The organism is Synechococcus sp. WH 8101 (assembly GCF_004209775.1).
In the GTDB taxonomy this organism is placed as follows: Bacteria; Cyanobacteriota; Cyanobacteriia; order PCC-6307; family Cyanobiaceae; genus Synechococcus_C.
The window spans coordinates 112,347-124,994 of sequence record NZ_CP035914.1 but is presented as its reverse complement, the minus strand read 5'-3'; the positions used below and the strand labels follow the sequence as shown (position 1 = coordinate 124,994).

Annotated in this window: 7 protein-coding genes and 1 pseudogene; 6 read left to right on the top strand and 2 right to left on the bottom strand. The window is 64.2% G+C overall.

What is annotated here, in order from left to right; all coding sequences use genetic code 11:
* The first annotated feature begins 13 nt into the window (after positions 1–13).
* Genes SynWH8101_RS00600 through SynWH8101_RS00590 form a run of 3 tightly spaced genes read left to right on the top strand, consistent with a single transcriptional unit; the run spans position 14 to position 4,154 of the window.
* Complete coding sequence (locus SynWH8101_RS00600) at positions 14–2,239, top strand: cation:dicarboxylate symporter family transporter (protein ID WP_130128139.1); 2,226 nt, start codon at positions 14–16, stop codon at positions 2,237–2,239.
* Between the two features lie 4 nt (positions 2,240–2,243).
* Entirely contained in the window at positions 2,244–3,518 is a 1,275-nt protein-coding gene (gene bioA / locus SynWH8101_RS00595) for an adenosylmethionine--8-amino-7-oxononanoate transaminase (RefSeq protein WP_130128138.1), read from the top strand.
* 51 nt (positions 3,519–3,569) lie between these two features.
* The gene (locus SynWH8101_RS00590) at positions 3,570–4,154 is read left to right on the top strand and encodes a hypothetical protein (RefSeq protein WP_130128137.1); all 585 of its coding nucleotides are present in this window, start codon (positions 3,570–3,572) and stop codon (positions 4,152–4,154) included.
* On the opposite strand, the gene SynWH8101_RS00585 is transcribed toward SynWH8101_RS00590, so the two are convergent.
* Positions 4,131–6,002, bottom strand: coding sequence for an amidohydrolase (locus tag SynWH8101_RS00585; RefSeq protein WP_130128136.1), 1,872 nt, complete (start codon positions 6,000–6,002; stop codon positions 4,131–4,133). The genes SynWH8101_RS00590 and SynWH8101_RS00585 overlap by 24 nt on opposite strands.
* A gap of 131 nt (positions 6,003–6,133) precedes the next feature.
* On the opposite strand from SynWH8101_RS00585, the gene SynWH8101_RS00580 reads away from it, so the two are divergent.
* From SynWH8101_RS00580 to SynWH8101_RS00570, 3 genes and pseudogenes are all read left to right on the top strand, one after another.
* Positions 6,134–7,267 (top strand): efflux RND transporter periplasmic adaptor subunit, encoded by a 1,134-nt coding sequence (locus SynWH8101_RS00580; RefSeq protein ID WP_130128135.1) that lies wholly within the window; start codon positions 6,134–6,136, stop codon positions 7,265–7,267.
* A gap of 7 nt (positions 7,268–7,274) precedes the next feature.
* Positions 7,275–10,579 (top strand): annotated as a pseudogene (locus SynWH8101_RS00575) (efflux RND transporter permease subunit).
* A complete protein-coding gene (locus SynWH8101_RS00570; RefSeq protein WP_254427993.1) occupies positions 10,533–11,588 on the top strand; it encodes an alpha/beta fold hydrolase in 1,056 nt (351 codons plus the stop codon). Before SynWH8101_RS00575 ends, SynWH8101_RS00570 begins: the two are co-directional and overlap by 47 nt.
* Here SynWH8101_RS00570 and SynWH8101_RS00565 read toward each other — a convergent pair.
* Positions 11,573–12,586 (bottom strand): RpoD/SigA family RNA polymerase sigma factor, encoded by a 1,014-nt coding sequence (locus SynWH8101_RS00565; RefSeq protein ID WP_130128134.1) that lies wholly within the window; start codon positions 12,584–12,586, stop codon positions 11,573–11,575. The genes SynWH8101_RS00570 and SynWH8101_RS00565 overlap by 16 nt on opposite strands.
* Between the last annotated feature and the right edge of the window lie 62 nt (positions 12,587–12,648).

The window sequence follows — 12,648 nt, the reverse complement described above, 5'->3', positions numbered from 1 at the left end:
GCGGTCCAGGCCCATGCCCACGTTGTGCCGCAGCCTGCTCGCACCGCTTCGCCTGTTTCTGCGGCAATCCCTGGCGGTACAGGTGTTGGAGGGCCTGCTCGCAGGGCTGGTGGTAGGGCTCTGGCTGCCGCCCGGCGTCACCCAGCTGCTGGCCCCGGTGGGTGACGGGTTTCTGCGTCTGTTTCAGATGCCGGTGCTGCCCTTCCTGAGCCTCTCCCTGATCGCCGGAGTCGGTCGCCTGGAGCTGTCGCAGGCCGGTCGCCTGCTCGGCCGAGCCGCTTTGGTGCTGTTGCTGCTCTGGCTGTTGGCCCTGCTGGCGGTGTTGCTGCTGCCCCTGGGATTTCCCGCCTGGCAGGACGCCTCCCTCTTCCGCCCCAGCCTCCTGGAAGCGCCGAAGCAGCTGAATCTGCTCGAGCTGTTCATCCCGGTGAACCCCTTCGAAGCCTTCGCCACCACCCAGATCCCAGCGGTGGTGCTCTTCTCGCTCTGCCTTGGCATCGCCCTGATCGGTGTGCCGGCGCGTCAGAACCTCATCAGCATTCTCGACCGGCTCAGCGATGGCTTGCTGGCGATCTCCGCCTTTGTGGCGCGCTTCACTCCGATCGGTGTCTTCGCCATCCTCGCCGGCACCACCGCCCAAGTTTCCGCAGCGGAGATTCCGCGCCTCGGCATCTATCTCTTCCTGCAGGGCGGCATCGTGCTGCTGTTCACCCTGGTGGTGCTGCCCCAGCTGATCGCCGCCTGCACACCGATCGGTGCCGGCCGCCTGCTGCGCTGCTTCCGCACCCCGCTCACGATCGCCTTCGCCACCGCCAATCTGTTTGTGGTGTTGCCGCTGTTGGTGGAGCAGGGCAAACGACTGATCGTTGAGGCCCGGATCGAACGCCGCGGGGGCCAAACAGAGGCGATGCCCCAGTCAAACCGCCGGGCAATGGAGGCAGAGCTTGAGGCGGAAGTGGAGCTGCCCGTGGAGGTGCTCACCCCCCTGGCCCTGGTGTTCCCCGACATGGGGCGGTTGCTGTCGCTGGCGTTCGTGCCCTTTGCCGGCTGGCTCAACGGCAATCCCATGCCCCTCTCCGGCGTGCCCGAGTTTCTGATGACCGGGCTGGCGAGCAGTTTTCTCGAAGGGGTGATGGCGATGACCTTCCTGCTCAACCGGCTCGGCCTCCCCACCGATCTGGTGCAGCTCTACATCGCTATCGACCAGTTGGCGATCGCCCGGATGGGCACCCTGCTGGCCTGCATGAGTGTGATCAGTCTGGTGATCCTCGCCACCTGGCTCAGCCTGGAGCAGACCTGGCCCTCGCCTCGACAGCTGCTCACGCCGGGCCTGACCCTGCTCAGCCTGCCCCTCTTCATCGGTGCCGCCCGGCTGGCCTTTAATCGCCTGCCCCCTCCCGGCCAACCGCTGCGCCGGGAACTGGAAACACGGCCCTTCCTGCGGGCCCGCGGACCCGCCGTTCTGGTGGATGCCAAGGCACCAGCGCTGGAGCAACCAGGTCGCTGGGAGGCAATCCAACGCCGCGGTGCAATTCGGTTCTGCACCCATGTCAACGATGTGCCGATGGCCTTTCTGAATGACACAGGCGCCCTGGTGGGAGCAGATGTGGAGCTGGCCCTTTTGTTTGCCGAGCAGATGAATCTGAAGGCCGGGTTTCTGCCGTTGGGGAGCGGGAGTGGTGGCAGTGGGGAGCAGGCCCTGCGCAATGGGCGCTGTGACATGACGATCGCGCTGAAGGCACCGGCACCGGATCAGGCCAGCGCGTTGCGGTTCAGCACCGTTCAGGAGGTGTATGGCGTGTCGCTGCTGTTGCACGGGGAACGGCTACGCAACGCCCGCACCTGGGCCGAACTCCGCCAGGTGGGCGATCTACGCGTGGGCTTGCCCAGCGCCTCTCCCTTTCTGCTGCAATGGACGCAGCACCTGCTGCCCAACGCCAGCATCCACCCCCAGCAACCATTGCGCGACCTTGTGCGCTCCCTGCAGAGCGGCGCCGTGGATGCGGTGCTGATCGCCGCTCAGAAAGGAGCTGCCTGGACGGTGCTGGAGCCCGATCTCACTCTGCTGGTGCCCCAACCGGCGCACCAGTTGCCGGCGGCTCGGGCCTTTCCCCGCCAGGCCAGCGGGCTCCCCGAGGTATGGGATCTCTGGATCCGCTACGCCAATGCCGATCAGTTGCCTGAGCAGCTGTTTCGTCACTGGGTAGAGGGTCTGCCGGCATCTGGGGCGCGAAGCTGAGGCGATGGTCTGGCATCCCCATCTCTGGCACCCCACCACCCAGGTGGCCCTGCACCCCGAACCTCTGCGGGTGCGCGCCGCCCGGGGCTGTGTGCTCAGCCTCGAGGATGGGCGTGAACTGATCGACGCCATCAGCAGCTGGTGGGTCACCCTGCACGGCCATGGCGAACCAAGCATCGCCGCCGCCATCGCCTGCCAGGCCAAGCAGCTGGAGCAAGTGATCTTCGCCAATTTCAGCCATGCGCCCGCGGAGCAGCTGGCCACACGCCTGGCGGCCCACACCGGCCTGGAGCGGATGTTTTTCTCCGACAACGGCTCCACCGCCGTGGAGGTGGCGCTCAAGATCGCCTGGCAGTGGTGGCGGAACCAGGGCAGCGAGCGGCGTCAGCTAATCGCCTTTGAAGGGGCTTATCACGGCGACACCTTCGGGGCGATGGCCCTGGGCGATCGCTCCGTCTTCACCGAACCCTACGACAGCCTGCTCTTCGACGTTCGCCGCCTTCTTTGGCCGCACACCCACTGGGGCGACAGCAGCGTGGAGGCTCGGGAGCATGAAGCGCTGGCTGCACTCGACCAGGCCCTGGAGACGCCGACGGCAGCGCTGATCCTGGAACCGCTGATCCAGGGTGCCTCCGGCATGCGCCTGGTGCGCCCCGCCTTTCTCCGAGCCGTGCAGGCCCGCGTGCGCGAGAAGGGCGCGCTTCTGATCGCTGATGAGGTGATGACGGGGTTCGGACGCACCGGCGCCCTGTTCGCCAGCGCCCTGGCCGGACTCCAACCCGATCTGATGGCCCTCTCCAAAGGGCTCACCGGCGGCTTCCTGCCGATGGGCGCGACGATGGCAAGCGAACGGCTCTATCAGGGGTTCATCAGCCGGGAACCAAGCCACACCTTCTTCCACGGCCACAGCTTCACGGCCAATCCCCTGGGTTGTGCCGCCGCCCTCGCCAGCCTCGATCGGCTCGAGGCCAACCCAGAGGCCTACAGCGGCTTCGAATCCAGGCACCAGCGGCATCTGGAGCATCTGCAACAGCTCGACGGCATCGCGCGGGTGCGCTGCCTGGGCACGATGGCGGCCTTCGAGCTGACGATCGGCGCCACCGAGTACCTCAACCCGATCGGCCGCCAGCTGCAGCTCCAGGCCCTCCACCGGGGCGTGTATCTGCGCCCCCTCGGCAATGTGGTGTATCTGCTGCCGCCGCTGTGCATCAGCGATAGCCAACTGGAACGCTGCTATGCAGCGATTGCATCAGGTCTTGCCGATGTGAACCGCACCTGAAGCACGCAACCTGGCTACGGTCAGTTCCGATTGGTTTCACCACGATCCACGATGCACCTGAGCAGGCTTCTCGCTGCCGGCAGCAGCGCCGCCCTGGCCCTCACGGCTTTCAGCCCCGCCGTCGGCCATGCCAACCCACAGGTGCAGGTGTTTGATAACACCATCACCGTGAAGGAGGTGGAACAGGCCCAAAAAGCCTGGTGCAACGCGCTGATTGCCATCAGCAACAGCTTCTATGTGGAGGGTGAAGCCGCCGCCCGCAGCAAAGCCGGCACCATCATTGATGTGGCCTATGGCTACGCCATCGGGCCCGTGGCTTTCAAGCCCACCCTGGCGACAGGTCAAGACACCTTCCGCCCGAGCCGCGCCGGGGCCCTCGCCTATTTCGTCGGACCCGACAGCGCCTTCCCCAGCGGCAAGGGATTCGCCACCTACCGCCGCTGGAAAACCTGCACAGTGAACGACAACGTTGTGCAGCTGTTCGGCAAAACCGCCAACACGATGGGGTTCGTGACCCTCACCGACGACAAGGGCGTCACCACCACGGTGGAGAAAACCTGGACCTTCTACAAAACCCAGAAAGGCGACATCCGCATCGTGCTGCACCACTCCTCAGCTCCGGTCGACGCCCGTTGAGCGGCCATCCATCAGGGTGAGCAACACGTTGGTGCGGTGAATGTCCTCGGTCGGGATCGCAGTGAGGTCCCGATCGAGCAGCACCAGGTCAGCCCGCTTGCCAACGCGGATCGATCCGGTGATGGCCTCCAGGCCCATCTGGCGCGCCCCAGCCAGGGTGTAAGCCTGTAGGGCCCCCTCGAGCGTGAACGCATCCGCTTGTGGTGGTAGCGGCTGCTCGGCATCAGCCCCAAGACTCGAGCCCATCGCCTCGAGCAACGGCGGTGGCGGTTGGCGCAGGATCGCCGCCTGGATGTTGAGGAAGGGGCGAATGCCGAGGGTGCCGCTGCCATACGTTGCCGGCCAGTCACTGCCGAGCGCCACATTGACGCCGTGATCACGCTGCAGGCGGCCGAAGCGAAACATCTTGCGGTAACGCTCAGCACCAAGTGCGTCTTCGACCGCGGCGTAGCGAATGCACCAGATGCCGGTGCTGGTGATCAGGGGCTTGAGGCGGGCGAGCCGTTGCTGATCGCTGTCGGCCACCACCTGCACATGGGCAAGGGTGAGTTTCGGTTGACCACCGGAGGCCTGCACCGCCGTGAGCGCATCCAGGGCCTGGCGCAGGGAGGCATCGCCGATGGTGTGGAAGTGCACATCGAAACCGGCGCGCTCGCACTGCCGCAGCAGACCCTGCACATTGGCCTCGCTCAGAGCCAGCTGACCGCGGGCCCCGGGGGGTTGCTGATACGGCTCCAGCATCGCTGCCTGGCGATTCTCGATCACCCCATCGGCCACGATCTTGAGGGTGCGCACTGTGAAGTGTTCGCTGCGGAAGCGCCGATTCAGCTCGGCCAGGTCGGCCACCGCGCCCTGCACCTGGTCTTTGTTGGTGACCATGCGCGTGGCATGCAAGCGCACCGGCAATGCACCCGCCTCGTCCATCTGCACCAGCGCGGCAAAAATTGTCTCCAGCCCCAGCGGCATGCCGGCATCAAACAGGCTGGTGAATCCCATCTGGGCGAAGGTCTGCAACATCGCCTTCAGGGCCGGGTTGTAACGCTCCGGTGCCAGCAGCTTCAGGGCAGCGATCATCGGCACCATCGCCGGCGCTTCCCGCACCAGACCCGTGGGTTCACCATTGGCGTCTCGCTGGTACCCACCCACCGGCGGATCCTTGGTGGCGGCGGTGACACCGGCCAACGCCAATGCCTTGCTGTTGGCCCAGGCGGAATGCGCATCGCTGGAGAGAAAGAGCATCGGGCGCTCCGCCTCAATCGCATCGAGGTCCCGTTTGTGCGGGCCGCCCTGCGCCTGCCAGAGATTGGTGTTCCAACCCACCCCGAAGAACACGCCCGTGCCGGGGTCGGCCTTCACATGGGCCTTGATCGCATCGATCACCTGCTCTTCCTTGGCATTGGCGTCGATCACAAAGCCGCTGCTGAAGAGGGTGCCGAGCATGGGGTGCACATGGCTGTCCACCAGGCCGGGCATCAGCATGCGGCCCTGCAGATCGATCCTGCGGGTGCCAGGACCGATCCAGGCCTGGGCGCCGCTGCGATCGCCGGCATACACAATCGCCCGCCCCCGCACAGCCACCGCCTCCACCCGCGGCTGATCCGTCTCCATGGTGAGGATCGTGCCGTTTTCAAACAGCCAATCCGCCGGTCCATCCGCGGGCATGGGACGGTCGCTGTCGGCCTTGACGTCGGCCCGGGCATGGCTCTGCAGCAAAGGCGGCAACAGTGCCGAGGCCGCGATCAAGGCCCCCGCCTTCAGCACCCGCCGCCGACTGGTGCGAGAAGAACCGGCCAGGATCGCCTCGGAAAACGCCCCAAGCTGGGCACCAATCTCACAACTGAGGCACATTGCTTCTGCTGCAACAGCTCCACTGTGGCCAGAGCGTCGGAAATGTCAGCTGTGGCATCGCCAGGAGTGGCAGACCTGAACGATCAAGCCCGAGAAAACCCGGTAGGGTCCGCGAAGATTTTGTTTGGCACGTGAGAGGTCCTCTGGCCTGCACCGCGATTGCGGCGACGTTGCTGGTGGGCTGCAGCAAACCGAAGCAACCGGCTCAACAGTTCCTGACCGTGAAAACGGCTCAGATCAACGAGGCCACCTTCAATCCCAGCGTGGAAGCGATCAGCACGCTCGAATCCACCACCAACGTGGCCCTGCGGCCGGAAACCGACGGACGGGTGGTGAAGATCATCGCCACCGAAGGCCAGCGCGTGAAGGCAGGCCAGCCAATCCTGGTGCTCGACAACGTGCAACAGAGCGCCGCCCTCAACGCGGCCCGCGCCCAGGCCCGCACCGACAAGCTCAACGCCGAGCGCTACGAGTTCCTTTACAAACAGGGTGCAGCTTCAGCCAAAACTCGCGATCAATACGCCACTCAGGCGATCGCCTCCCGCGATCAGGCCCTCGCCAGCGCCGCAACCCTTGGATACAAATACGTGCGGTCGCCGATCGACGGGGTCGTGGGCGACCTCGACACGGTGAAGTTGGGCGATTACGTCAAAACCGGTCAGGCGATCACCGGCATCGTCGACAATTCCACCCTGTGGACGCTGATGCAGATCCCGGCCACCCAGGCCGGTCGAGTGAAGGTGGGGCAAACGGTGAATGTGAGTTCCCAGACCACACCACCGGTCACCGGCGTCGGCAGCGTCACCTTCATCTCTCCCTATTTCGGCATCTCAGGCAGCCAGCAATCGCCGAACACCCTGATGGTGAAGGCCACTTTCCCGAACCTCACCGGACAGTTGAAGACCGGACAGTTTGTCAAGAGTCAGATCATCACCGGCCAGACCCAGGCGTTGGCTGTGCCAGTGCAGGCGGTGTTCATGCAGGCGCAGCAACCTTTCGTGTATGTGGTGGTTCCCCTGAGCAAAGCGCTCCCCAAGATCAAGGCCTCCACGGTGATCCCGGCAGCGAGCAAGAAAAAACTGGAAAGCCTTCCTACCAGCACGCCGATCGTGGTGCAGAAACCGGTGCAACTGGGCACACTGCAGAACAATCTCTATCCGATCCAATCCGGCCTCAGCCGCGGTGAAACGGTGGTGGTCAGCAACACCGCCTTGCTGAGCAACGGCATGCCGGTGAAGCTCGCCAGCAAGAGCGGGAGCAACTGAAACCAACATGGCGTTTTCCGATAATTTCATCAAGCGGCCGGTTCTCACCACCGTCTGCAGCATCCTGATCGTGCTGATGGGGGTGATCGCCATCCCCACGCTGCCGATTGCCAACCTGCCCAACATCGCCCCACCCCTGATCCAGGTGACGGCGAATTACAGCGGTGCCAATTCCCTGGTCACCGAACAGGCGGTGACCAACCCGATTGAACAGCAGATCAACGGCGTTCCCGGCGCGTCTTACATCTCCTCCACCAGCAACATGGAGGGGCAGAGCATCATCCAGGTCTATTTCGATGAGACCACCGACATCGACATCGACCAGGTGAATGTGCAGAACCGTGTGTCGCTGGCGATGCCGCAACTGCCAGCCCAGGTGTCTGCCACCGGCGTGTCGGTGCAACAAAGCACACCGTCGATTCTGCTGGCCTATCAGGTGTCGTCCACGGAGGGCCAATACGACGCGGCCTATCTCAATGGCCTGGTGTATGAGCAGCTCTACTACCCGCTGGAGCGGGTCGAAGGGGTTGCCAATGTGAACATCCTCGGTGGCACCAACCCCGCCTACTGGTTGTTTGTCGATCCCGACAAGCTGGCCGCCAACCAGCTCACGGCCCAGGAGGTGGTGGATGCGGTGCAAGCGCAGAACAGCACGGCCATTGGTGGCCTCGTGGGCGGGCCACCCGCCTCAGGCAATCAGGCTTACACCTACCCGTTGCTGGTGCAGAACAACGGCAACCTGGTTTCGATCGACGATTTCAACAATCTGATCGTGGGTCGTTCCCCCACCGGCAATCTGCTGCTGCTCAAGGATGTGGGCGAGGTGCAATACGGCTTCAACAACTACACCACGGCGGCGATCAACACCTCGAGCTTCGACACGATCACCGTGGCCGTGTTCCAGACCCCGGAAAGCAATGCCTTGGATGTGGCCGATGCTGTGGTGAAAGAGATGACCTCCTTCGCCGCCACCGTGCCGCCGGGTGTCACGGTGCAGCAGGTTTACAACATCGGTCAGTTCATTGAATCGTCGGTGGAAGGGGTGATCGATGCCCTCGGCCTGGCGATTGTGCTGGTGCTGCTGATCTTGTTCATCTTCCTGCAGAACTGGCGCGCCACGGTGGTGCCCAGCCTGGCGATCCCGATCTCCCTGATCGGCACCTTCGCCTTCATCAAGGTGTTCGGCTTCTCGATCAACCAATTGACCCTGCTCGGCCTGGTGCTCGCCACAGGCCTGGTGGTGGACGACGCGATCGTGGTGATCGAGGCGGTGTCGAAAAATATCGAGGCGGGCCTGCGGCCCCGGCAGGCGGCTCTCGCCTGCATGGGTGAACTCTTTGGTGCCCTGGTTGCCACGGCCCTGGTGTTGATGGCGGTGTTCGTTCCTGTGGCCTTCTATCCAGGAAGCATTGGCATCATCTACCAGCAGTTCGCCCTCACGATTGCCTTCTCGATTGCCATTTCCGCCTTCAACGCCCTCACCTTCTCGCCGATGCTCTCGGGCCTGATCCTCAAGGGAGGCGAACCGAAGGAGCCGAAGGGATGGGCCTGGCCCGTCGCCGGCGTGATCGTGGGTCTGGCCTTCGGTCGGTTCAGTTCCGCAGCGTTCGGCAGCTGGACCTACGTGCTCGGCGTGGTGGTGGGTGGATTGGCCGGCGCCAATCTCCCCCTGATCTTCCGGGTGTTCAACCGGTTCTTCGATCGCTTGCAGAACGGCTACGCCCGGCTGGTGACCAGCCTGATCAAGGCCCGGCGCTGGGTGATGGTGGCCCTGGGCAGCGGCATCGTGCTCACGGTGCTGGCCTTCGCGGCCCTGCCCCAGGCCTTCATCCCCGACGAAGACCAGGGCTACATCCTCGGTATTTATCAGTTGCAGAACGGCGCCTCCCTCAGCCAGACCCAGGCGATGGGTAAGGAGATCGCCTCCATCCTCAAAGAGGAAGACGATGTGCTCTCAGCGGCGATCATCAGCGGCTACGGCTTCAACGGTTCCAGCCCCGACCAGGGCACGATCATGGTGGGCCTCAAGCCCCTCAGTGAGCGGCCCGGGCAGAAGAACAGTTCCTTTGCCATCGCCGATCGGCTCAACGCCAAACTGTCGCAACTGAGCGGCGGTTGGCCGTGATCGGCCAACCGCCGGCGGTGCCGGGATTCTCCGCCCAGGGCGGCTTCTACTTCCAATTCAATGACCTGAGCGGCGATTACACCTTCAACCAGCTCAACGATCAGGCCCAGAAACTGATCAAGGCCGGCAAGGCCAGCGGTGAATTCTCCTCGCTCTACAGCCAGTTCATCCCCAGCGCTCCCGCCTTCGGCCTCAAGGTGGATCGGGCCGTGATGGGAGCCCTCAACGTGGACTACCAGGAGGCGATGGACACGATCGCAACCCTGGCCGGCGGCACCTACACCGGCCTCACCTACGAGAACGGCCAGGTGCGCAACGTGTATGTGCAATCGGGCGCCGACCAACGCTCCCAGGTGGAGAACATCCTCAACTACTACGTGAAGAACAAGGCGGGCGATCTGGTGCAGGTCTCCCAGTTCGCGGAAGCGGAGCTCGACAGCGCACCGCCGATCATCAGCCACTACAACCTCTATCGCACGGTGCTGGTGCAGGGCGCCCAGGCCATTGGCAAGAGTTCCGGACAGGCCCTCACAGCAATCCAGACTCTGTTCAAGCAGCTGGATTTCAACAACATCGGCTACGCCTTCACCGGTCTGGCGGCCCTGCAGCTCTCCGCCGGTAGCGCCAGCATCCTCGTGTTCGGTCTCGGCATCCTGATCGTGTATCTCGTGCTCTCCGCCCAATACGAGAGCTACGTGACGCCGGTGATCATCCTGATGACCGTGCCCCTGGCCATGCTCGGTGCGCTCGGCTTCCTGGCCATCCGTTCGATTGATCTGAATGTGTATGCCCAGGTGGGCCTGGTGACCCTGATCGGTCTGGCCGCCAAGAACGGCATCCTGATCGTGGAAGTGGCCGAACAGCACCTTGAAGCAGGCATGAGCGCCAGCGAAGCGGTGATCGCTTCAGCCGAATCGAGGCTGCGGCCGATCCTGATGACCGCCATCGCAGCACTGGCAGGCTTCCTCCCCTTGGTGGTGGCCAATGGCGCCGGCGCCCAGAGCCAGCAATCGCTCGGCACCGTGATCTTCGGCGGCCTGGTGGTGGCAACGATCCTCTCGCTCGGGGTGGTGCCCCCCTTCTATGTGGTGATCAAGGGACTGGAGGAGCGCCTGTTCGGCAAAGGCGACGATGACGGTGATGGCAACACCGACCCCTCCGCATCGGTGGCCGGTGCCGGTGGGTGAGACCTGGACCTGGACCCCGCCCGTCGGTGCTGGGATCGGCCCCGATCACGAGCTCAGCCTGGAGATCAGCTGGTGTGAAGAACCCTCAACCTCAGCGCCGCTGACCTCAGCCGCACCACTGGCTGTTGTGTTGATCCATGGCTTCGGCGCCTGCAAGGAGCACTGGCGCCACACCCTGCCCTCGCTTGGAGCCCACCTGCCCACCTACGCGCTCGACCTGGTGGGGTTCGGGAACAGCAGCCAACCGCGGGCCCGACTCGCCGATGAACAGAGCGACCACCACAGCCTGCACTACGGCTTTGAGCTCTGGGGCGCCCAGGTGGCCGCGTTCTGCCGGGAGATCGTAGGCCGGCCGGTGCTGCTGGTGGGCAATTCGATCGGCGGCGTCGTGGCCCTGCGCGCCACCCAGCTGCTGAACGCGGATGCGGGCCCGAGCCCATGCTCTGGTCTGGTGTTGATCGACTGCGCCCAGCGGCTGATGGACGACAAACAACTGGGCCGGCAGCCGGCCTGGATGGCCTGGATCCGGCCGCTACTGAAGGCGATGGTGCGCCAGCGCTGGCTGAGCACGGCCCTGTTCCGCAACGCCGCCCGACCGGCCCTGATCCGGCAGGTGCTTCGGCAGGCTTACCCCAGCGGCGCCCATGTGGATGAGGAGCTGGTGGACTTGCTTTATCGCCCGAGCCGGCGCCCCGGCGCTGCGGAAGCGTTCCGCGGCTTCATCAATCTCTTCAACGACCACCTCGCCCCGGATCTTTTAGCCCAACTGGATCTGCCGGTGCATCTGATCTGGGGTGAAGCCGATCCGTGGGAGCCGGTGACTGAAGCCCGGGCCTGGGCCGGACGTTTCCCCTGTATTCGTTCGCTTCAGATCCTTCCCGGCGTTGGCCACTGCCCCCACGACGAAGCGCCGGAACTGGTGAATCCGCTGCTCCTAGCCATCGCCGAGCAGACGAGTCGCCCTCAGCAGATGCCCGATCAGAGGGCGCCCGATCAGCAGGCGACGTAGGCCTCCACCTGATCACTGAGGCGGCGCAGACCGGCCAGACCGTCGCGCTCCAGATTGCGGACGCGATCACGGCTGATGCCGATGACGCGCCCAATCCCGGTGAGGCTCATCGGCTCCTCGCCGTCCATCCCATACCGCATCCGCAACACACGCCGTTGCAGGTCCGGCAGTTGTTCCAATAGATCCCGCAGGTCGCCCTTCAAGCACTCCACCTCCACCTGCTCCTCAGGCAATTCGCCATCACCTGCCAAGAGCTCCAACAATTCGGTGTCATCTCCATCCCCCACCTTCATCTCCAGGCTCACCGGCTGACGCGCACGGCACATCAGGTCTTTCACCTCCTCCTCCGGCAGTTCCACAAATGCCGCCAGTTCCGTCACCGTCGGTGTGCGCCCCAGCTCCTGGCTCAGTTCACGCTGCCCTTTCTTCAGCTTGTTGAGCATCTCGGTGATGTGGATCGGCAGCCGGATCGTGCGGCTCTTCTCCGCAATCGCCCGCGTGATCCCCTGACGGATCCACCAATACGCATACGTACTGAACTTGTAGCCCCGCGTTGGGTCGAATTTCTCCACACCCCGCACCAGGCCGATCGTTCCCTCCTGGATCAGGTCCAGCAGTTCCATATTCCGCTTGGTGTATTTCTTGGCCACACTCACCACCAACCTCAAATTCGCCGCCACCATCCGCTCTTTGGCGCGGCGGCCCGCCTGGAGCTTTCGCTTCAGTTGCAGCGCACTCAACCCCGCCGCTGTCGCCAATTCCCCTGCCGGCACCGCCTCACCACCGCGCTGATCGCGCAGCTCAGACTCCAGCGCTTCCAGCTCCATCAGCTCCTGCACCTGGCGGCCCAACGTGATCTCCTGCTGATGGCTCAGCAACGGCACACGACCGATGTCCCGCAGGTACGAACGCACCAGATCGACGTCGCCGGATGCACGGGCTGGAACAGCGGCGACCGCTTTGGCGCTGACGGCTCTGGGGGCTGGGGAGACGGCCATGTCTGCTCCTTTGCGTTATGTGAACCCTACTCCTGAAGAAGTGTAAAGCCTCTCTCAGGAAC